Below are 21,056 nucleotides of genomic sequence, written 5' to 3' on the forward strand. Positions count from 1 at the left end.
GGTCAGCCCCGACCGGCCCACCGGACCGACCCAAGCCGACCCGGCCCGCGTGAACCAGTCCGCATGAACCGGTCCTCGTGAACCGGTCCTCGTGAACCGGCTCGAACCAGCCCGCCCGCCCACGCGGCCGGACTCCGCCGAGTCCGGACCGGGCGGCCGGACCAGGCGGAACGTCACCGGCGCACCGGACCCGGCGCACTCCGCGTCACCGCGTCACCGCGTCACCGCGTCACCGCGACGCTCTGTCGAGCGTCGCCTCAGCGCGCGGCCTCGGTGTCCACCGCGGCCTCGGCGGCCTCGGCGAACGGGTTCTCCACCAGCGCGTTGGAGTGGGTCGCCGAGAGGTGGGCGAGCTGGCCCTGCTCGACGATCGGGGTGAAGACCTTGTGCTGCTCCATGAGAGCCTCCAGTTCTTGATCCGATAAATGATGAATTGCAGCGACATCACCAGGGACTTCGCCCGATGTGCCGACACCCATGAGACTAATGAATATGATTTTCATGTAGCAAGAGGGCGGGGCACATTCACGGCGTGATCCGGGTAACACACGACCCAGCCGCCCTCGGGATCACGCCCCACCCGCCCCACCACGCCCAGGACTTCGGCCAGCAGCGCGGGCGTGACCACCCGCTCCGGGGGCCCGTCGGCGGCCACGACTCCCGCCCGCAGCGCGACGATCCGGTCGGCGAAGCGGGCGGCGTGGCCCAGGTCGTGCAGGACCATCAGCACCGTCAGCCCCCGCTCCCGGCGGAGCCGGTTCACGGTCTCCATCACCTCCAGCTGGTGCCGGAGGTCGAGATAGGTCGTGGGCTCGTCCAGCAGGAGCAGCGGCGCGTCCTGGGCCAGGGCGAGGGCCAGCCGCACCCGTTGGCGCTCGCCGCCGGAGAGGGAGTCGACCGGGCGGTCCGCCCAGTCGGTGACCCCGACATCCGCCATCGCCCGTGCGCAGACCTCGTCCCCGCCACCACCTACCCCGCCGCCTCCGTCGCGGAGCATCCCGAGTGGGCCGAGGGTGGCGTAACGCCCCTGGCGTACCAGTTGACGTACCGTCAACCCGGGGACGGCGGGAGCCGACTGGTGCAGCAGCGCGACCCGGCGGGCGGCCGCGCGGCGGGAGAGTCCGGCGAGGTCGTCACCGCCGATGACCACACGGCCCGCGTGCGGGCGCAGCAGCCCGGCGCAGAGCCGCAACAGGGTGCTCTTGCCACAGCCGTTCAGCCCGACGAGGGCCACGGACTCGCCCTCGGTCACGGACAGATCGACCCCGGCCAGCACCTCGCGCCCCGGATACCCGAAGCGCACCCCTTCCACCCGCATCACGTCTCGTCTCCCCTCTCCCAGCACCTCACTACTCACTTCCGGTCCCCTGCCGCGCCACCGCGCGCCGCGCCACCACGAGCAGCAGGACCGCGCCGACGCCCGTGGTGACCGCCCCGGTCGGCACGCTCAGCCGGTCCGAGCCCAGCGCGTCGGCGAGCAGCCGGGACACCACTTGGGAGGCCGCGTCGGCACCGCCCACGACGGTGGCGCCCAGCAGCGCGGCGCCCGGCAGCGTCACCCGCAGATCGGCGCCGTAGACGGCGAGCGCCAGATGCGGCACCAGCAGTCCCACGAAGCCGAGCGCGCCCACGGCCGAGACGGCGCCCGCCGTGAGCGCGACCGCGCACACCAGCGCGGCGGCGCGGGCCCGTCCGGTACGCAGGCCCAGGGCGGCGGCCTGCTCCTCCCCGCAGCGCAGCAGCGTCAGCGGCGCGGCGAGCGCCCAGGCGGCCAGGGCCCAGCCGAGCGCCCACGGCCACAACAGGACGCCGTGCTCCCAGACCCGGCCCTCGGTGGAGCCGACGAGCCACTGGACCACGCTGCCGAGTTCGCCGGGCGCCACCAGCAGCACCATCGCGGTGAGCCCGGCGAGGACCGCCGAGACGAGCACGCCGTGGACGGCGGTGCGCAGCGGGTCACCCCGTTCCCGTCCGGCCAGGATCCACAGCAGCCCGGCCCCGGCGAAGCCGCCCGCGCACGCGGCGGCGACCACTCCGGCGGGGGACTCCCAGCCCGCGATGCCCAGGCCGGTGGCGGCGACGGCGCCGAGGACGGCGCCGGGGGCGACCCCGGTCACCTCGGGCCCGGCCAGCGGGTTGCGCAGCGCGGCCTGGAGGACGAGTCCGGCGAGGCCGAGGCAGGCTCCGGCGGCGAGGGCGACCAGGGTTCTGGGCAGCCGCAGGTTGAGGACGACATGGCGTTCCAGGGCGTCGCCGCCGCCGAGCAGCACCTCGACCACCCGTCCGGGGGCCACGGCCCGCCCGGCGACCAGTCCGGCCACGGCGACGAGCAGCGCCGCCAGCGCGCACCACAGAAGTCGCCGTCTCATCCGCGTACCCCCCTCGTCCGCAGCAGCGCGACCCCGGCGGGCACGCCCAGCAGTGCCGTCCACGCGCCGACCGGGGTCTCGATGGGCGCGAGCGCGAGGCGGGCGGGCAGATCGGCGACGGCGACGAGTGCCGCGCCCCACACCGCCGACCAGGGGAGCCACCGCAGCGCGTCGCCACCGGGGTTGAGCCACCGCGCCAGGTGCGGCGCGAGGAAGCCGACCCAGGCGATGGGTCCGCAGACGGCGACGACCGGTGCGAGCAGCAGCACGGCCACGGCCAGCGCCGCGACCCGGGCCCGGCGCACCCGTACGCCGAGCGCGCGGGCGTCGTCGTCGCCGAGCCGCAGCACCCCGAGGACGGGGGCGCAGAGCACCAGCGCGGGCAGGGTGACGACGAGCCAGGGCCAGAGCCCGGTGACGTCGTCCCAGGTGCGGGCGGAGAGGCTGCCCAGCAGATAGCGGTAGATGAGCTGGAGGTCGAGCTGGTCGGCGAGGACCATCAGGACCAGCAGGGCGGACTGGAGGGCCGCCGCGACGGCGGCCCCGGTGAGCAGGACGGCGGAGGGGCTCCGGCCGAACCCGGCGGCGAGCAGGGTCAGCACTCCCCCGGCCGCCGCCCCGCCGAGCGCGAGCAGCGGCTGGGCGGCGAGCGGCAGGGGCAGGGCGAGCACCAGCGGCGCGGCGACGCCGAGCGCCGCGCCGGAGGAGACGCCGAGCAGTTCGGGCACGGCGAGCGGGTTGCGCAGCGCTTCCTGGAGGACGAGTCCGGCGGCGCCGAGCGAGGCCCCGGCGGCGAGCGCCAGGACCAGCCGGGGCAGCCGCAGTTCGGTGACGACGGGCTCGCCCGCCAGCTCGGTGAGCGGGACGACGGGGGTGCCGAACGCCAGTCCGCCGACGGCGAGCGCCAGCGCGGCGCCGACGAGGCCGAGCTGGAGGTACGGGCGGATCACCGCAGTTTCGCCGTGGCCTCGTCGAGGACGACGCGCAGCGAGCGTGTACCGCGTCCCTTGGCCCAGACCTCGGCGTCGACCTCGTGCACCCGTCCCTCCCGTACGGCCGGGATCCGGGACCACAGCGGGTTCCTGGCGAGGGTGCGGGAGAGCGCGCCGCTCTTGGCGTCGCCGAAGGAGAGGGTCTCGACGAAGAGGACGTCGACGTCGCGGGCGAGGATCTCCTCCATGCTGTAGGAGCCCTCGACGCCCCGGCTGCGCCAGGGGTACTGGGAGATCTTGGGGAAGAGTCCGGCGGCGACGTCGTTGCCGGGGGTGGCGACGCCGAAGTTCTCGTCGCTGCCGAAGATGATGAGCGCGGTGTGCTCGGCGCGTTCCCGTTCGGCGCGCGCGAGCCGCTGCCGGAAGGCGCCTTCGGCGGCCTCGCCGCGCGCGGTCCGCCCGGTGAGCGCGGCCAGTGAGCGCAGGTAGTCGACGCTGTCCTGCCAGCGCCCCGGCTGTACCGGCCAGAAGACGGTGGCCCCGCCGAGCGCGGGCGCCAGCTTGCCGTGGGTGTCCTTGAGGCCGATGACCAGATCGGGGCGGTACGAGAGGATCGCCTCGGGCTCCGGGTTGAGGAAGCCGCCGGGGACGACGGGGATCCGGGCGGCCCGCTGGGGGCCGAGGAACTCGGGGTGCGCCAGCAGCTTGGAGTTGGTGGCGACGGGGACCATCCCCAGTTCGGCCAGCATGTCGTCGCAGAGGGCGACGAGACAGACCACGCGCCGCGGCGGGCTGGGTGTGGTGACGGTGACGCCCTGGGCGTCGGTGATCTTCCGGGCGCTCGCGATGGGCGCCACCTCTATGCCGGTGCGTTCCTCCGCTCCGGATTCGCTGTCCGTGCCGCCCGTGGTGCACCCGGCGACCAGTGCCCCCATCACCGCGACGGCGGCCCAGCGCCGTACGACCCTCAGCGCTCTGCGCCTCATCCCAGCCCCTCTCTCTCGTCGTCGCGACCCGCGACGCTCCATGGGGGTACATGATAATCATTACCAATAAGCACTCACCTCCCCCTTTCCCCCGGAGCCACCGTGACCTCGCCCACCCTGCTCGTCGCCGACCAGATCGCCGGAACGGTCGCCGCGCTCTCCCTCCCCGACGGCACCGAGACCGCCCGGATCGAGGGGCGCCATCTCGCCGAACACGCCGGGTTCCTGGCGCTGCCCGGCTCGCGTACCGCGTTCGTCGACGACCGCGCGGGCGAACTCGTCGTCCTCGACCCCCACGGCCCCGCCGAGGGCCGCCCCTTCGTCACGGCCACCGCCCCGGTCGCCACCCCCGCCGAACACCTCGCCACCGACCCCTCGGGACAGCTGGTCGCCGTCTCCACCGGACTCGGCTGGAACGCGACCCCGTGGAGCGATCTGCTGACCGTCGTCGACCTCACGGGAGACCGTCGCGGCCCGCGCTCCGTCCGCGTCCGTACGAGAACGGGGGAACCCGGTGTCACGGTGACGGCTCCCACCGATGACACCGGCGGTCTGGTGGTCCTGCGGCACCGGGAGCCCGGCTCCCTCACCGCCTACCGCGTGGGCGACCTCCTGAACGCGCGGTTCGCCTGCCCGGCCGCCGAACCCGTCCATGAACTCCCGCTGCCCGACGACGGACACGGCGACGCGTACGACCACGAGAGCGGCTGGCTCTACTCCGCCACCGGCGCGGGGGTGCACCGGACGCGCGCCGAAGGGGACCGGCTGACCGTCGGCGAGCCGCTGCCCTGGGACGGCCCCGGGCGGGGCTACTACCTGCGCCGCGACCCCGTCCGGGGGCTGCTGTGGTCCTGTGTGCGCGGCGGACCGGCCGACCCGGGGCGCTGGCCGGAGTGGACCAACGACGCCTGGTGGCACCGGATCGGTTCGGACACCGTCGGCCGGGTGCCGCTCGGACCGGGACTCGTCTTCCGGCTCGCGGTCGCCGCCCGCCACGTCGCCTACGCCCGGATCCACCCCGACGGCGATGAACTCGTCCTGCTGGACGCGGGATCCGACGGCCCGCGCGTGGTCCACCGGCTCCCCCTGCCCGCCATGGACGGGGCGCCGCGCGCGGGCGGCACCCCCTGGGACGGCGTCCAGCGCCGCGCCGTCGCCGCGTCACCCGGCGGCGGTCTGATCGCGGTCACCCGGGGCGGTCATGGCGAGATCCATCTCGTTGACGCGACGGCCGGGAACGGCACCCCGTCCCTGACGACGATCACCGTCCCCACCCCTCTCGACGAGGGCGGTCATCTGGCACTGGTCCACCCCGGGGACGGCGCCGAGAGCGATCCCATCGGCCGGTGAGAGTTTGTGAAGTAATTCACCTGACCCTCTGGCCCGGCGCGCGGATCCATGCTGAGATGCGATCTACTCAACAGCCCAGTGGCGTGCTCGGGGAGGGCGTAGTGGCGCATACCGCCATGTCTGGTTCCGGAACCACCGCGAGTGACGATCCCCTCCAGACCGCGATCTGGCGGCTGCGCTCCCGTGGCTGCTGGGCGGAGGCGGCGGCCCTGCTCACCCCGCACACGGACCGGGCCGCGGCGGCGCTGGAGCGCACCGGACTCCTCGTGGAGCACGCCCTGTTCACCGGCGAGGGCTGGGCCGAGGCCGAGGACGCGCTGCGCACGGCGGAGGCCGTCGCCGGGGACGACGAGGAGCGCGGCGCCGCCGCCTGCGAACGCGGCCGGCTCGCCTACGCCGCCACCCGACTGGGCGTACGGGACCGGGCCGACGAGGCGCGCGCCGCGTTCGGCCGGGCGGCGGCCCTGCTCGCCCCCACCTCCCCCACCCGGCCGCTGCTGGACTTCCGGCGCGGCCTGTTCGCCGAGCACATCTCGGACTCGGCCCCCGCCGCCCGCGCCGCGTACCGCCGCGCCCACGAGGCCGCCCAGGCCCACGGAGACGAACTGCTGCTCTCCTTCACCTGGCACCATCTGGCCGGACTCGCGCTGCGCGAAGGCGAACTGACCGAGGCCCGGCACGGCTTCACCGAGGCCCTGCGGATCCGGGTCGAACTCGGGTTCCTGATCGGTACGGCTCCGGCCCTCGCCGCCCTCGCCGCCTGCGAACCGGAGCCGGAGGCGGGCCACTTGCGCGCCGAGGCGGCCCGGCTCTTCCGGCTGCTGGGCGGGGTGCCGGTCTGGCTCGCGACGGAACTGGGCGTACCGGCGGAGGCGTGCGCGCCCGCCGCCCTCCCGCGCGGCGCCTCCTGCGCACCCCCCTCCGGCCCGGCCGCCCCTCCCCCACCCCGCGAGGCCACCCCCTGACCGACCCCGCCCACCCCGCGCGGATCGGCCGGACCGAGCCGGTCGACGCCTTCGGCCCAGATCCGCCCCGGGCACGACGATCGACACCGGACCGGTACACACGGAACGGTCGGCACCGGATCGGTACGGGCGGGACGAACGCTCGGAGCCGGTACGGGCGGAACCGTCGGCACCGGTCCGGTACACGCGGAACCGTCGGCACCGGACCCGCCGGAGCGGGACGAACAGCGCGGGGCCGGTACGGACCGGATGATCAGCGCGGGGCCGGGAGGGCGATGTGGGAGCGGATCACGGCCTCGGCCGTGGCCGTGTCCCCCGCGATCAGCGCCCCGAGCAGCCGGGTGTGCTCGGCGGCGTCCTCCACCAGCGCCCGCCCGTCCCGGCCGGGCCCCTGCGCCCGGCGGTGCAGATCCTCCGCGAGCGCGACCAGCTGCTCATTGCCGGAGAGGGAGAGCACCTCCCGGTGGAAGGCGCGGTCCGCGTCCGCGTAGGCGACCCGGTCACCGCTCGCCGCCGCCGCGCACGCCGCCTCAGCCGCCGGCCGCAGCCCGGCCCAGCGGGCGGCGGGCACGCTGTGGACCAGCCGGAGCATCACCGGCACCTCGATCAGGGCCCGCAGCTCCGCGAGTTCGGCCCGCTCCCGCTCACCCCGGACCACCACACGGAACCCCCGGTTGGGCACCACCTCCACCGCCCCCTCGGCGGCGAGCCGCTGCATCGCCTCCCGTACCGGGGTCGCCGAGACGCCGAGCCGCTCCCCGAGCGCGGGCGCGGAGTAGACCTCGCCCGGGGTGAGTTCGCCGTCGACCAGGGCCGTCCGCAGCGCGTGGAGCACCTGTCCGCGTACGGAGTGCCGCCGCACCGGGGCGATCTGCCGGACCTGCCCGGGCTGACGGGGTCGACCGGGTTGGCCGAGCTGATCAAACGGACCGGCCTGATCAGGGACGGGAGCACCTGACGGGGAGCGGGGCGTGACAGTGTCGCGCGCTCGGGTCTGCTCCACTCGGGTCCTCCTTCGCCGGGGCTCCAGCGGTCACGGGCCGTCTGGCCACGACCGTGTGTGCACGATAGGCGGACCGGGCCGTGCCACACACACCCGACAGCATCAGGTAAGGTAAGGCTAACCTGTTAACGATCGCGATTCGGGGTCCGGTATGACGCCTCCCGTCCTGCTGCCCGGTCTGACCTCGCCCGTCGGCGCCGCCTACGCGCGACTGACCGAGGTCTTCCCCACCCTCCGGGTGCGCGAGCTGGCGCCCGGCGAGGAGGAACCCACGGGCCCCGGCTGGGTACGCGCGGATGAGCTGGCGCTCGGCACCGACGCCCTGGACGCCTTCCTCGCCTGGGACGACGAACAGGTGATACGGGACTACGGCCAGCGGGCGCGGCCCGACGTCATCGCCAGCTTCGGCCTCCACCGCTACGGCTGGCCCGCCTGCCTCCTGATGACGGTGCCCTGGTTCCTCTCCCGCCGCGTCCCCCGGGTGCCGGTGCAGAACGTCTCCTTCCAGCGCACCCTCGGCCAACTCGCGGTACGGATCACCGAGTTCGCCTGCCTGCCCGACGACCCGGCGGCCCAGCTGCCCGGCGCCCGGATCGTCCCCGACGAGGAAGCCCTCCGCGGCGAGGTGCGCGACGCCGTCGCCGAGCACTTCGCGCCCCTGCTGGACGGGTTCGGGACCCGGATGCGCCGGGGGAAGCGGGCGCTGTGGGGCATGGCGACCGACGAGATCGTCGAAGGCATCTGGTACATCGGGAACCTCCTCGGCGAGGAGGAGCGGGCGATGGCGGAGCTGGCGGCCCTGCTGCCGGGGACGGTGAAGCCGTATGTCGGTACGCCGGGGTTCCGGACGCTGACGGGGCCGCGGGGGGAGTGTGTGCCGACGCGGGACCGGGCGAGCTGCTGCCTCTTCTACACGCTGCGGCCGGATGACACCTGCGTCACCTGCCCCCGCACCCCCGACGCCACCCGCATCACCCGCCTCCTCCCCACCTCCTGACCCCCAGCCCGCTACGGCTTCATACTCCTTGCGGGCACGCCCTGGCCCACACCGCTTGTGCCCACCACCCGGACACCGGGCCCCACTCGCCCCGGCCTCTGCCGGACACGCCCCCGCACCCGCACCCCACGGGGCACGTACACCAGGTGCGCCCTCCCCCGGGCTTCGCCCGGGGGTACCCCCATCGCCCCGCGGAACACCTGCCCACACGGTGGCGGAACCCCGGGCCCACTCCAGGGGGGACCGCATGTCCGCTGGGGCGGGCCGGGGCGCGGGAGGGGAAACTGACGGTTCGTTGGAGGGGATGGCACGGGGGGCCGGAAACACGCCCGTTCCAGTGATATAAATCGTACGCAGCTCATCTGCCCCGTAAGACATTTCGAGTAAAACCCACCTATCCGTATGCCGTAAGGCTCCTTTGGCGTTCTCTTGCCACGAAACCCCCTGGGATCGCCGCGACTTCGGTCACGATGACGGCCGGACAGCCCTACCGCGATGCAGATGCAAGGGACACCACATGAAAGACATATCGCTCACCTGGCTCCTGTCCGCGGGCATTCTGGTCGTGGGGATCCTGGTGGCGGTCGCCGTGCTCACCCGGGGCAAGAAGGCCGCGGCGCAGGCCGTGCCGGAGGACTCCTGGGAACGGAACGAGGAGCGGCGCAGGCGCAAGGAGGCCATGTACGCCACGGCCTCGTACGTTCTCCTCTTCTGCTGTGCCGCGGTCGCCGCGGCGCTCTCCTTCCACGGTCTGGTCGGCTTCGGGCGGCAGAACCTCAATCTCTCCGGCGGCTGGGAGTACCTCGTCCCGTTCGGGCTCGACGGCGCGGCCATGTTCTGTTCGGTGCTCGCCGTGCGGGAGGCCAGCCACGGTGACGCGGCGCTCGGTTCACGGCTGCTGGTGTGGCTCTTCGCCGGGGCCGCGGCCTGGTTCAACTGGGTGCACGCGCCCCGGGGTATCGATCACGCCGGTGCGCCGCAGTTCTTCGCCGGGATGTCGCTCTCGGCGGCCGTCCTCTTCGACCGGGCGCTGAAGCAGACCCGCCGGGCCGCTCTGCGCGAGCAGGGTCTCGTGCCGCGTCCGCTGCCGCAGATCCGCGTGGTGCGCTGGCTGCGGGCGCCCCGGGAGACGTTCAACGCCTGGTCGCTGATGCTGCTGGAGGGCGTGCGCACCCTGGATGAGGCCGTCGAGGAAGTCCGCGAGGAGAAGCAGGCGAAGAAGGAGCGCCAGGCGCGCTCCCGTGATCAGGCCAAGCTGGACCGCGCCCGCATCAAGGCGCTCAACCGGCAGCACCGGGCCTGGGGCCGTGGCCGTGTGATGCGGGAGCCGCTGCCCGCGCTGTCGGCGGCCGGTGGCGGTACGGGCGGCTCCGGCCAGATGCTGAGCGAGAGCTCCCAGCCCACCGCGGAGCCTGCCATAGGAGCCGAGCAGCCGACTTCCGCACCTCGCTCGCTCCCGTCCGGCGCCTCGGTGGAGTGGGAGAAGAAGCCGGGCTCGGCCCCTTCGCTCCTCGGCGGTGATCCGATCACCGTCGATCTGACGGCGGAGGACGACACCCAGACGCTTCCGCGCCTCGACTCGCTGGAGCGCAAACTGAAGGACCTGGAGAAGCAGTTCGGCTGAGCGACGCGGGTGACCGGCGCTCACGAGCCGCCCGAGAGAACACTCCCGTACCGGGGTGCTCGGGCGGCTCGGTCGTTCACGCGTGCAGTTCGAACCAGATGACCTTGCCGATGCCCTGGGTGCGTACTCCCCAGGAGTCGGCGAGGTTCTGGACCAGGAGCAGTCCGCGCCCGTGGGTGTCGAAGACGTCCGGCATCTCCTGCCGTCCGCCCGGGGCCATGGGCAGCCCCGTCATGAAGTCCCGCACCTCGACCCGGAGGGTGGAGGAGGCGACCGTCGCCGTGACGACCGCGCCATGGTCGGTGTGGACCAGCGCGTTGGTCACCAGCTCGCTGGCGAGCAGTTCCGCCACGTCCCGGACGTCACCGCCGCCCCACTGGCGCAGCAGTTCCCGCAACCGCCTTCTGACCTCGGGCACCGAGGTGAAGTCGGCACACCCTAATCGGTGGTGGAGTCGCGCCTCGCCTCCGGGGGATCCCGTGGCGCGGCCGCTGTGGGCCGGCAGCACGTTCGGGCCCCTCGTGTCTCCTCGGTGTTCGGGTCCGGCCTCTCCGGCGCGGATGCCCGGCGTTCCCGTTCCCGTCTCTCTGCCGCGTTCCCCGATGTGACTGCCTCGCTCCCCTGTCGGACCGGTGTGACCGCCGTGCCCCCCGTGTCGACCGCGCGCACCTCTTACGGGCCCGGCACCTCCCTGGCGTGATGTCATCTCCCCACCCGCACGTCGGACCTCTGTCCCGACCTCGTCCGTGTCGGCATCGATCTCGATGCCGTCGGTGTCGTCGATCTAGTCGGTGTAGTCGGTTTCGTCGATGTAGTCGGTGTAGTCGGTGTAGCTCTGCATGGCTCGCGCTGGCCCGGTAGAGCCCGGCGTTCCTCCGAACACTCTCACGGTGAGCTTTGCCCTCTGGGAAGGGCGCCACGCCTGCCGAGCCGTCAACCGCCGCCCGACGCGTCAGTTTTCGTACGGGATGCGGATCCCGACTACGCCCATTGCCGGAGCGCGTGTCCTCCCCCGCGCTGACGCGCCGTTCAGGGACGGGGAATATGACGGAGGTTGGACCGGGCCATCTGGACCATCCGTCCCACCCCTCCGTCGAGCACGATCTTGCTGGCGGAGAGGGCGAAGCCGGTGACCATCTCGGCGCGGATCTTCGGCGGGATGGAGAGCGCGTTGGGATCGGTCACGACATCGACCAGGGCCGGCCCGGGGTGGTGGAAGGCGTCCCGGAGCGCGCCCGGCAGCTGTTTGGGCTTCTCCACCCGTACGCCGTGGACTCCGCAGGCGCGGGCGACGGCCGCGAAGTCGGGGTTGTGGTTGGTCGTTCCGTACGAGGGCAGTCCCGCGACCAGCATCTCCAGCTCCACCATGCTCAGCGAGGAGTTGTTGAAGAGGACCACCTTCACCGGGAGGTCGTACTGGGCCAGGGTGAGGAAGTCGCCCATCAGCATGGCGAAGCCGCCGTCGCCGGAGAGCGAGACCACCTGGCGCCCGCGGTCGGTGAACTGGGCGCCGATCGCCTGGGGCAGGGCGTTGGCCATCGAACCGTGGCTGAAGGATCCGATGATGCGGCGGCGGCCGTTGGGCGAGAGATAGCGCGCGGCCCACACATTGCACATCCCGGTGTCGACGGTGAACACGGCGTCGTCGTCGGCGAGGTCGTCCAGGACGGAGGCGACATACTCCGGATGGATCGGACGGTGCCTCTCCACTTTGCGGGTGTACGCCTTGATGACGCCCTCCAGCGCGTCGGCGTGCTTCTTGAGCATCCGGTCGAGGAAGCGGCGGTCGGTCTTGGGACGCACCCTCGGGGTGAGACAGCGCAGGGTCTCGCCGACATCGCCCCAGACCGCGAGGTCGAGGTTGGAGCGGCGGCCGAGGCGTTCGGGACGGATGTCCACCTGGACGATCTTCACATCGTCGGGGAGGAACGCCTGGTAGGGGAAGTCGGTGCCGAGAAGGATCAGGAGGTCGCACTCATGGGTGGCCTCGTAGGCGGCCCCGTAGCCGAGCAGTCCGCTCATACCGACGTCATAGGGGTTGTCGTACTGGATCCACTCCTTGCCGCGCAGCGCGTGACCGATGGGGGACTTGACCCGCTCGGCGAAGGACATCACCTCGGTGTGGGCGCCCGCCGTGCCGCTGCCGCAGAAGAGGGTGATCCGGTCGGCCTCGTCGACCAGCCGGACCAGCCGGTCGATCTCGCCGTCCCCGGGGCGCACCGACGGCCGGGCGGTGACGAGCGCGTGTTCCTCGGTCTTCTCCGGGGCGGGCTGGGAGGCGATGTCGCCGGGGAGCGCGACGACGCTGACCCCGCCCCGGCCGATGGCGTGCTGGATGGCGGTCTGGAGCAGCCGGGGCATCTGCCGGGGATGGGAGATCAGTTCGCTGTAGTGGGAGCACTCGCGGAAGAGCTGGTCGGGATGGGTCTCCTGGAAGTATCCGAGGCCGATCTCGCCGGAGGGGATGTGGGAGGCGAGGGCGAGGACGGGCGCCATGGAGCGGTGGGCGTCATAGAGGCCGTTGATGAGGTGGAGGTTGCCGGGGCCGCAGGAGCCGGCGCAGGCCGCGAGCCGCCCGGTGATCTGGGCCTCGGCCCCGGCGGCGAAGGCGGCGGTCTCCTCGTGCCTGACCTGGATCCACTCGATGCCGGAGCAGCGCCGGATGGCGTCGACCACGGGGTTGAGGCTGTCGCCGACGACTCCGTACATCCGCTGGACACCGGCGCGGACGAGGATGTCGACAAACTGCTCCGCGACGTTCTGCCTGGCCATGGACGCGCACTCCCTCTCGGCTGGCGGGGGCCTGAACGTCCATCAACCCATGGCCTGGCCACTTCCGCCTCCCGGGCGCGGCGGTGGGCCGTCTCAGTCGTCCCACACGGCGGCGGCGGTACGGTCGGCGCCCTCACCGTGCTGGTCGGCGCCCTCACCGTGGTGGTCGGCGCCGAGCTGGAGGTCGGTGAGGAAGGCGGGGAGGGCGGGCGGCCCGGACGCCGCCCAGCGCCCGGCCAGCGCCGCCGCGAGGGCGGGATCCGCGCGCATCGGTGCCGCCAGCCCCGGCCCGCACAGCAGCACCAGGTCCCCCGGGCGGGCGACGGCGGCACGGAAGCGGAACGGTTCGGCCGGTGGAGGGGGCGGCGCCGCCGCGATCCTGAGGTCCATGGTGACGCGGTCGCCGTCGATGGTGACCGGGCGGGCTGGACGGAGAGGGGTGGGTTCCCGCCGGGACTCCGGGACCGGCGGCGCGGGGGCCGGGAGCGCGGGTCCGATGTCCTGCCAGCGGCCGTCCCTGAGCCGGAAGAAGCCGCCGGGGCCGACACCGAAGAAGACCCGGTCGCGGCAGCCGGGGTCCGCCGGAAGCAGCAGACAGCGCAGGGAGAGCGCCGGAACACGGGCGCCGGACGGGACGGATGGCACAGGCGAGTCGAATGACACGGGTGACACTGATGACACGGACGAGTGAGAGGGGCTGGGCGGGACGGACGGGATGCTCCGCAACCGGCCGAAGACCCGGTCGGTGATCCGGTGCAGTCCCGAGGTGAGATCGCCCCGGCGGCCCGCCCTGATGTCCTGGACCAGCCGGGCGTGGCTGCGGCCGACCGCCCCGCCGAGCCAGCGGGTGGCGTCGGCGGCCAGCGGGGTACCACTGGCGAGGGCCACCAGCACGAGTGCGGACTCACCGGTTCCGAAGCGGGCGACCAGCAGCCCGTCCCGTCTCGGCTCACCCCGCAGCCGCGCGCCCGCCCCGCGCACGGACGCGGCCCGCAGCGTCCAGACGCCGTACCGGGCCCCGGTGGCCTCGGAGTCGGCCACCGTCCGCTCCAGCGCGCCGGGGTCGGCGGACGGCAGCTCCCCGAGGTCGGGGGGCGGGGGCGGCGCCGGGTCCCTGTGACCGGAGGGAGCGGAGGTCATCTCAGGTACGGGGGTGACCTCCCCGGTCGTACGCGCGGGCGGGTAGGCGAACTCCGGCGGAGGCTCCCAGGGGGCGCGGGGCGCCTCCCGCGGGGGCGAGGGAGTCTCCCGCCGGGGCGAGGGCGGTACTGATGGGATCCCCTCCGATGGAAGCGTCTCCTCCGGTGGAAACGTCTCCTCCGGTGGCCGCGGGTCCTCGGGGCGGGGCAGCCCCGGCGCCAGGGCCGGTGGGCCGGGCGGGGTCACTGGGCCGGACCGGGCCGAGGGACTCAGCGGCGCCGCTGAGTCAGGCGGGGTCGCTGGGCCAGTCGGGACCGAGGGACCGGACGAGGTCACCGGACCAGGCAGGACCGACGGACCCGACGAGGTCACCGGACCAGGCAGGACCGACGGACCCGACGAGGTCACCGGACCAGGCAGGACCGACGGACCCGACGAGGTCACCGGACCAGGCAGGACCGACGGACCCGACGGGGTCACCGGACCAGGCAGGACCGACGGACCCGACGGGGCCGGTGCCGTGGCTGAGTCCGCCGGGAGCGCCCTGGGGCCCAACTTCTGGCGGGGCACCCGGTCCGGCGCGGTCCGCGCGGCCGGGACCACCGCCCCGGCCGCCGAGTCGAAGCGCGCGTCGAGGGACTCGTCCGGCCCCGCCGCCGGTCCCGTGTCCGGCGCGGCGTCCGCGTACAGCCGATCCCACCAGTCGTCTGCGGCCTGCTGGCTCATGCTCCTTATTGTCCACCGGGGGGCCGGGGCGGAAACGGAGCCGCCGGGGCGTGACGGAGGCGGCCCGCGGTCCTCCGTGGTCCCCTACGGTCCGTATCCCGGGGTTCCCTGGCGAATCAGCACGTCAGCGACGGGAGATGATGGGCCGCGGCGCGATGAGGCGCGAGACGCCGGCGCGAAAGACGCGAAGAGAAGAAGGAGCACCCGTGCTCGGAGCGATTGGTCTGGATGAGCGGCAGGAGTCCGCGTACCGCGCCTTGGTCACACTCGGCGCCGCCGACGTGGCCGATCTCGCGCACCGGCTGGCGCTGCCGGAGAGCGACACCGAACGCACCCTGCGGCGCCTGGAGCGGCACGGGCTCGCCGCGCGCTCATCGGTGCGCGGCGGCCGCTGGGTCGCCTCACACCCCGGGGTCGCCCTCGGCGCCCTGCTCACCCGGCAGCGGCGGGAACTGGAGCGGGCCGAGGCCGCCGCCGTCTCACTGGCCCGCCAGTACCGCGAGGAGGCGGCCGCCGACACCGCCCAGGACCTGGTGGAGATGGTGACCGGCGCGGGAGCCGTCGAACGGCGGCTCGCCCAGCTGGGGCTGGGCGCCGCCGACGAGGTGTGCGCCCTCGCGACGAGTACCGGACCGCTGCCGGAGACACCGCCCGGCGTCACCCTGCGGGTGGTGGTCGAGCAGGGGTATCTGCACGCCCCGGGCGCCGTGGCCGCGCTGGCGGGATGCGCGCTGCCCCGGGTGGCGGACCGGGTGCCCAGCCCGCTCGTCATCGCCGACCGCGCCCTCGCGATCGTGCCGCTGACCGTGCCGGGTGCCGAGCCCGCCGCGCTGGTCGTCCACGCCAGCGCACTGCTGGAGGCGCTGGTGGCGCTCTTCGACACCGTGTGGGAACGCGCCATGCCGCTGCGGCTCGCCGCCGACCGCGCCGGAGGACCCGCCGAAGGCACGGGGCCGGGTACGGGTACAGGACCGGGGCCGGGGCCGGACGCCATGGACCTGGAGATCCTCTCGCTGCTGCTGGCCGGAATGACCGACGCCCGGGTCGCCAAGGAACTGGAGCTGGGGCTGCGCACCGTACAGCGCCGGGTCAAGGGGCTGATGGAACTGACCGGTGTGACGACCCGGCTCCAGCTCGGCTGGCACGCCCACGCCAGCGGCTGGGTCACCCGCGACCTGGGGAGATGACCGGAACCGCCGGTCGCGACCTGCGACGGCGGCCGGGAGCGCGCACGCTGGGCAGATGGATCTGTGGCAGCTCCTGCTCGTCGGCGCGGTGCTCGCGCTGGGCACGGCGGGAACGCTGCTGCCCGGGGTGCCCGGACGCCTGCTGGTGTGGGCGGCCGTGCTCTGGTGGTCGCTCAACGAGCGGTCCACGGCGGCCTGGGCGCTGCTCGTCGGCGCGACGGCGGTGCTGCTGGTGGCGCAGGTGGTGATCTGGCTGCTGCCGCCGCGACGGCTGCGGGGCATGGGGATCTCGCGGCGGATGGTGGTCCTGGCGGGGGCGGGGGCGGTGCTGGGGTTCGTCCTGGTGCCCGTGGTGGGGGCGGTGCCGGGCTTTATGGGCGGGATCTATGTGAGTGAGCGGGTTCGGTGGGGAGGGCATGGCCAGGCGGTGGCGGCGACGCGGGGTCTGATGCGGGCGGCGGGCACGAGCGTGCTCGTGGAGCTCCTGTCCTGCCTCCTGATCACGGCCGCCTGGCTCACCGCCCTTCTGACGACCTGACCTCCACCGGCTGGTGCTCCGCGGGCGAGCACGCCGGCCCTAGGGGCGCCCGCTGGCCACGCGTGCGACCGTCAGCGGGACCGCGTCCGCCATCGCCTGGTAACCGGCGTCGTTGAGGTGGAGGTGGTCACCCGGGTCGTAGGCGGGCGCGAGCCGCTCGGGGCCGGCGGGGTCGCGGACGGCCGCGTCGAAGTCGGCGACGGCGTCGAAGACCCCGGAGGTCCGGACGAAGTGGTTCACCGACTGGCGTACGGCCTCCCGCGCCGGGGTCCAGCCACCGTGCCCGCCGAACGGCGTGATCGTGCCGCCGACCACCGACAGCCCCCGGGCGTGCGCGCGGCGCGCCAGCTCCCGGTAGGCGGCCGCGTAGACGGCGGGGTCGGTACGCGGCGGCGAGCCCTTGATGTCGTTGACACCCTCCAGCACGATGACGGCCCGCACCCCGGACTTGGCCAGGACGTCCGCGTCGAAGCGGTGGAGCGCGCTAGGCCCTGTCCGGGCGGTCTTGTCGGGCCCGCGACGACAGCTACGGCACCTCTCCCCCTGGGCCTTCGGCCCGGGGGGACCCCCAGCGTTGTCGGAATCGCCCGAGTACACCCAGTACGAGGACGACCGCCCCCTGGCTTCGCCGGGGGGACCCCCACCGCCTTGCGATGCGTCCCCTCGGCCCCAGCGGGCCTGGGGAGACCCCATCCCTCGGCCCCAGCGGGCCTGGGGAGACCCCATCCCTCGGCCCCAGCGGGCCTGGGGAGACCCCATGCATCTGACGCCGCGGGCTGATCCTCGAAGACCACCCGGACAGGACCTAGTCGGCCGGGCCCGCCGCGGGCGGGGCCGGGACCACCGCCTCGAAGGCGTGCAGATAGGGGTTGACCGGCCGGATGTCGATCGGCGGCAGGCCCGCCCGGGTCATCCGCTCCACCATGCTCGCCCGGGTGTGCTTCGCGCCGCCCACATTGAGCAGCAGCATCAGATCCATGGCGGTGGTGAACCGCATCGAGGGAGTGTCGTCGACCAGGTTCTCGATGACGACCAGCCGCGCGCCGGGGCGGGCCGCGGCGATGACGTTCGCCAGCGTCGCCCGGGTGGAGTCGTCGTCCCACTCCAGGATGTTCTTGATGATGTAGAGGTCGGCGGTGACGGGGATCTCCCGGCGGCAGTCACCGGGCGCGATCGTCACCCGGTCCGCGAGTTCCCCGCCCTCCCGCAGTCGCGGATCGGCCTTGGCGACCACGTCGGGCAGATCGAGCAGGGTCCCCACCAGACCGGGGTGGCGCTCCAGCAGACTCACCAGCACATGCCCCTGACCACCGCCGATGTCGGCGACCGACGCGACACCCGTGAGGTCGAGCAGCTCGGCGACCTCCCGCGCGGACTGCTGGCTTGAGGTGGTCATGGCCCGGTTGAAGACCTGCGCCGACTCCTCGGCGTCCTGGTGCAGATACTCGAAGAAGCCCTTGCCGAACAGCTCCTGGAAGATCCGGCCGTCGCCGCGCACCGCGTCGTCCAGCCGGGGCCAGGCGGCCCAGGTCCATGGCTCGGTGCACCACAGGGCGATATCGCGCAGGCTGTGGGGGTCGTCCGCGCGGAGCATCCGGGACATCTCGGTATGGCCGAAGGTGCCGTCGGGGCGCTCCTCGAAGACGCCGTGGCAGGCGAGGGCGCGCAGCAGCCGCCGCAGCGGACCGGGTTCGGCGCCGATGGTGGTGGCCAGCCGCTCCGCGCTCGCGGGCACGTCGCCGAGCGCGTCGGCGACGCGCAGCCGCGCGGCGGCCCGTACGGCGGCGGCGCAGGCCGCCCCGAAGACGAGTTCGCGCAGCCGCATCCCGGGCGGGGTGGCGGTCTCGGTGGTCTCGGCGGTGGCGGGCGCGAGGGCGGTGGGCTCGGGCCCGGTGCTCAGGGTCGTCATGCGCACATCCCGGCGGGTGTGGAGGTCCGGCAGTCGTTGTCGCGGAAGGTGTTCCCGCTGCCGCCGCCCTGGTTGACGAGGTCGGCGGTGGAGTTGTCGCGCACCTCGTTGCGCTCGATGACGTTGTCGGTGTTGGTGGCGCCGACGAAGCTCTTGACGAGGACGATCCCGCCGGACATGGGCGCGGTGCCGACATTGCCGATCACCTGGTTGTCCCGGATCACCGTGGCCTCGGAGCCGGTGAGGACGATCCCCGACCCCTGGAGCACGGGCAGGCGCGGGGTGGCCGGACAGCGCTTGTTGTTCTCCCGGACGACGTTGCCGCGCAGGGTCATCGCCCCGGCGTAGGGCTTGGTCTCGTCCCCGACGACGAAGACCCCGGCGCAGTTGCCGGAGATCTCGTTGGTACGGATGGTCAGATTGCGCACCCGGCGCACGGTGAGGCCGATCCGGTTGTCCTCGCTCCGGTTGCCGGTGATCAGGGTGCCCCCGGTGTCGATCGCGCCGCCCTCGGCGTCGATCGCGTTGGCGACGAAGAGCCCGGCGTCCCCGTTGGCCCGCACGGTGTTGCCGCGCAGCAGGGACTTGACCGAGCGCTGCTGGGCGATGCCCCAGGTCCCGTTCTTCTCCGCGATGACCTGCTCCACCGCCAGGCCCTCGGTCCGTGAGGCCCAGAGTCCGTGCTGCCGGAACCCGGAGAGCGTCAGCGAGCGCACCGACACCCCGGTGACCGGGTCGCCGGGGGTGCCGGTGACGCAGATCCCGTGCCCGTCGCGGGCGCAGCTGCTGAGCTGGGTGCCCGAGGCGGGCACCAGGACGGTCTCGGTCCCCGACCCCCGCAGCCGTACCCCGTCCTTGTTGATCCGCACGGACTCCCGGTAGGTGCCCGGCGCCACCACCACGGTGTCCCCGGGCCTGGCCGCGTCCACGGCGGCCTGGATCGACTCCCCGGGCCGTACGGTGTGCCGCGTCGGCCCGGCGGCCGGGACGAGGGTGGCGCCCAGGGTGGCGGCGGCCGCGACCGCGACTCCGGCACACCACCCGACCTGTCTCATATGTCTTTTTTGTCGGTTCATCATAAGGCGAAGCTAGGGGCGCCCCGGGCCCACCGCCACATGGGATGACCGGATCGAGGGTCATCCGGCGCGACCCCGCTCCCCGGGGCCAGGGCCTCGAACAACCGCCTCGAACAAAAGCGGTGGCGGGTGGCCCGGGAACCGGGTTAGGGTTCCCCCGTTCCGCCGGACCACCGAGTCCGGCACCAGGTGGTCCGCCCCCGTGGGGCGTACCGGAGAGAGCAGGAGGTGAGGACCGATGACTGTCACGGCGACGCGCGCTGCCCGCGTACACGAATCCCCCCTCTCCATTCCCGCGGTCTCCGGCTGACACCACCTCATGGCGCGCCGGGACCCTTCCGAAGGGTTCCCCCTTGTCTCACCTCTCCTCGCACCCGCTCTCCCGCTACGGCTGGGACGACGACTGGGCCGCCGCCTTCGCCCCCTACGCCGACCGGGGACTGCTCCCCGGCCGGGTGGTCCGGGTCGACCGGGGGCACTGTGACCTCGTCACCGCCGACGGCGTCGTCCGCGCCGACACCGCGTTCGTCACCCCGCCCGACCCGGCGCGGGTGATCTGCACCGGCGACTGGGGTGCCGTCGACGCCGACGGCGATCCCCGGTACGTCCGTGACTACCTCCCCCGCCGCACCGCCATCGTCCGCGCCGCCTCCGGCGGGCGCTCCGACGGTCAGATCCTCGCCGCCAACGTCGACCACGCCGTCGTCGCGGTCTCCCTGGCCGCCGAGATCGACCTCGCCCGCGTCGAACGGTTCACCGCCCTGGCGTGGGAGAGCGGCGCCCAGCCGCTGATCGTGCTGACCAAGACCGATCTCGTCCCCGACCCCGTCACCGTGGACCAGCTGGTCCAGGAGATGGAGTCCATCGCCCCCGGCGTGCCGGTACTGCCGGTCAGCTCCCTCAGCGGCGCGGGCGTGGAGGCCGTCTCCGCCGTCGTCTCCGGCGGTACGAGTGTGCTGCTCGGCGTCTCCGGCGCGGGCAAGTCCACCCTCGCCAACGGCCTGATGGGGACGGAGGTGATGGAGGTCCAGGCCACCCGGGACACCGACGGCAAGGGACGGCACACCACCACGACCCGGCATCTGCTGGCGCTGCCCGGCGGCGGGGTGCTCATCGACACCCCCGGGCTGCGCGGGGTGGGCCTCTACGACGCCGGGGCGGGCGTGGCGCAGACCTTCGCCGAGATCGAGGAACTGGCGGCCGGGTGCCGCTTCTCCGACTGCGCGCACACCTCCGAGCCGGGGTGCGCGGTACTGGCGGCGATCGAGGACGGCTCTCTCGCGGAGCGGCGGCTGGAGAGCTACCGCAAGCTGCTGCGGGAGAACCAGTACGCCATCGCCAAGACCGACGCCCGGGTACGGGCGGAGCTGCGCCGGGAGTGGCGGCTGAAGGGCGCCGAGGGGCGCGCGGCGATGGAGGCCAAGCGCGGGCGCCTGCGCTGACGGCGCTCGGGCCGTGGGACCCGTTCCGTCGCCCCGGCCG

Annotated in this window: 18 protein-coding genes and 1 pseudogene; 7 read left to right on the plus strand and 12 right to left on the minus strand. The window is 73.7% G+C overall.

The window, feature by feature from the left end:
• Positions 1-257: 257 nt before the first annotated feature.
• The 5 genes and pseudogenes from amiA to ACFVIM_RS19155 form a co-directional block, all read right to left on the minus strand.
• Positions 258-398 carry a streptamidine family RiPP gene (gene amiA / locus ACFVIM_RS19135; protein WP_384302647.1) on the minus strand — a complete coding sequence of 47 codons (141 nt, stop codon included), beginning with the start codon at positions 396-398 and terminating at the stop codon, positions 258-260.
• Between the two features lie 85 nt (positions 399-483).
• Positions 484-1,318 (minus strand): annotated as a pseudogene (locus tag ACFVIM_RS19140) (ABC transporter ATP-binding protein).
• Positions 1,319-1,349: 31 nt separating this feature from the next.
• Positions 1,350-2,369, minus strand: a complete 1,020-nt coding sequence (locus tag ACFVIM_RS19145; protein ID WP_384302649.1) for a FecCD family ABC transporter permease — start codon at positions 2,367-2,369, stop codon at positions 1,350-1,352.
• Complete coding sequence (locus ACFVIM_RS19150) at positions 2,366-3,316, minus strand: FecCD family ABC transporter permease (RefSeq protein WP_384302681.1); 951 nt, start codon at positions 3,314-3,316, stop codon at positions 2,366-2,368. Before ACFVIM_RS19150 ends, ACFVIM_RS19145 begins: the two co-directional genes overlap by 4 nt.
• Entirely contained in the window at positions 3,316-4,287 is a 972-nt protein-coding gene (locus ACFVIM_RS19155) for an ABC transporter substrate-binding protein (protein WP_384302651.1), read from the minus strand. Before ACFVIM_RS19155 ends, ACFVIM_RS19150 begins: the two co-directional genes overlap by 1 nt.
• A gap of 102 nt (positions 4,288-4,389) precedes the next feature.
• On the opposite strand from ACFVIM_RS19155, the gene ACFVIM_RS19160 reads away from it, so the two are divergent.
• Together ACFVIM_RS19160 and ACFVIM_RS19165 are read left to right on the plus strand one after the other, a co-directional pair.
• The gene (locus ACFVIM_RS19160) at positions 4,390-5,637 is read left to right on the plus strand and encodes a hypothetical protein (RefSeq protein ID WP_384302653.1); all 1,248 of its coding nucleotides are present in this window, start codon (positions 4,390-4,392) and stop codon (positions 5,635-5,637) included.
• A 116-nt stretch (positions 5,638-5,753) separates the two neighbouring features.
• On the plus strand, positions 5,754-6,602 hold the full coding sequence (locus ACFVIM_RS19165; protein ID WP_384302655.1) for a hypothetical protein: 849 nt from the start codon (positions 5,754-5,756) through the stop codon (positions 6,600-6,602).
• Positions 6,603-6,855: 253 nt separating this feature from the next.
• Here ACFVIM_RS19165 and ACFVIM_RS19170 read toward each other — a convergent pair whose 3' ends face one another.
• Entirely contained in the window at positions 6,856-7,605 is a 750-nt protein-coding gene (locus tag ACFVIM_RS19170) for a GntR family transcriptional regulator (protein ID WP_384302657.1), read from the minus strand.
• A gap of 151 nt (positions 7,606-7,756) precedes the next feature.
• Between ACFVIM_RS19170 and ACFVIM_RS19175 the strand changes: the two genes are divergently transcribed.
• Together ACFVIM_RS19175 and ACFVIM_RS19180 are read left to right on the plus strand one after the other, a co-directional pair.
• A complete protein-coding gene (locus ACFVIM_RS19175) occupies positions 7,757-8,602 on the plus strand; it encodes a (2Fe-2S)-binding protein (RefSeq protein WP_384302659.1) in 846 nt (281 codons plus the stop codon).
• Positions 8,603-9,119: 517 nt separating this feature from the next.
• Positions 9,120-10,226, plus strand: coding sequence for a DUF2637 domain-containing protein (locus tag ACFVIM_RS19180; protein ID WP_384302661.1), 1,107 nt, complete (start codon positions 9,120-9,122; stop codon positions 10,224-10,226).
• Positions 10,227-10,302: 76 nt separating this feature from the next.
• Here ACFVIM_RS19180 and ACFVIM_RS19185 read toward each other — a convergent pair whose 3' ends face one another.
• The 3 genes from ACFVIM_RS19185 to ACFVIM_RS19195 form a co-directional block, all read right to left on the minus strand.
• Positions 10,303-10,734: an ATP-binding protein gene (locus ACFVIM_RS19185; RefSeq protein WP_384302663.1), complete on the minus strand. Its 432-nt coding sequence runs from the start codon at positions 10,732-10,734 to the stop codon at positions 10,303-10,305.
• A gap of 521 nt (positions 10,735-11,255) precedes the next feature.
• Positions 11,256-12,998, minus strand: a complete 1,743-nt coding sequence (locus ACFVIM_RS19190) for a pyruvate dehydrogenase (protein ID WP_384302665.1) — start codon at positions 12,996-12,998, stop codon at positions 11,256-11,258.
• Between the two features lie 93 nt (positions 12,999-13,091).
• The gene (locus tag ACFVIM_RS19195) at positions 13,092-14,138 is read right to left on the minus strand and encodes a protein phosphatase 2C domain-containing protein (protein ID WP_384302667.1); all 1,047 of its coding nucleotides are present in this window, start codon (positions 14,136-14,138) and stop codon (positions 13,092-13,094) included.
• Positions 14,139-15,070: 932 nt separating this feature from the next.
• Between ACFVIM_RS19195 and ACFVIM_RS19200 the strand changes: the two genes are divergently transcribed.
• The gene (locus ACFVIM_RS19200) at positions 15,071-16,051 is read left to right on the plus strand and encodes a helix-turn-helix domain-containing protein (protein WP_384302669.1); all 981 of its coding nucleotides are present in this window, start codon (positions 15,071-15,073) and stop codon (positions 16,049-16,051) included.
• Between the two features lie 55 nt (positions 16,052-16,106).
• Positions 16,107-16,589, plus strand: coding sequence for a DUF456 domain-containing protein (locus ACFVIM_RS19205; protein ID WP_384302671.1), 483 nt, complete (start codon positions 16,107-16,109; stop codon positions 16,587-16,589).
• 39 nt (positions 16,590-16,628) lie between these two features.
• Here the strand turns inward: ACFVIM_RS19205 and ACFVIM_RS19210 are convergent, their stop codons facing one another.
• The 3 genes from ACFVIM_RS19210 to ACFVIM_RS19220 are packed head-to-tail and all read right to left on the minus strand — an operon-like array spanning position 16,629 to position 19,553.
• Positions 16,629-17,348, minus strand: a complete 720-nt coding sequence (locus ACFVIM_RS19210) for a GDSL-type esterase/lipase family protein (RefSeq protein ID WP_384302673.1) — start codon at positions 17,346-17,348, stop codon at positions 16,629-16,631.
• 46 nt (positions 17,349-17,394) lie between these two features.
• Positions 17,395-18,498 carry a methyltransferase gene (locus tag ACFVIM_RS19215; RefSeq protein WP_384302675.1) on the minus strand — a complete coding sequence of 368 codons (1,104 nt, stop codon included), beginning with the start codon at positions 18,496-18,498 and terminating at the stop codon, positions 17,395-17,397.
• Complete coding sequence (locus ACFVIM_RS19220) at positions 18,495-19,553, minus strand: nitrous oxide reductase family maturation protein NosD (RefSeq protein WP_384302677.1); 1,059 nt, start codon at positions 19,551-19,553, stop codon at positions 18,495-18,497. The genes ACFVIM_RS19215 and ACFVIM_RS19220 overlap by 4 nt, the downstream gene beginning before the upstream one ends.
• A 374-nt stretch (positions 19,554-19,927) precedes the next feature.
• Here ACFVIM_RS19220 and rsgA point away from each other — a divergent pair, with 374 nt between their 5' ends.
• Positions 19,928-21,016 (plus strand): ribosome small subunit-dependent GTPase A, encoded by a 1,089-nt coding sequence (rsgA, locus tag ACFVIM_RS19225; RefSeq protein ID WP_384302679.1) that lies wholly within the window; start codon positions 19,928-19,930, stop codon positions 21,014-21,016.
• Positions 21,017-21,056: the final 40 nt, after the last annotated feature.

The organism is Streptomyces sp. NPDC057638 (assembly GCF_042800315.1).
Lineage (GTDB): Bacteria > Actinomycetota > Actinomycetes > Streptomycetales > Streptomycetaceae > Streptomyces.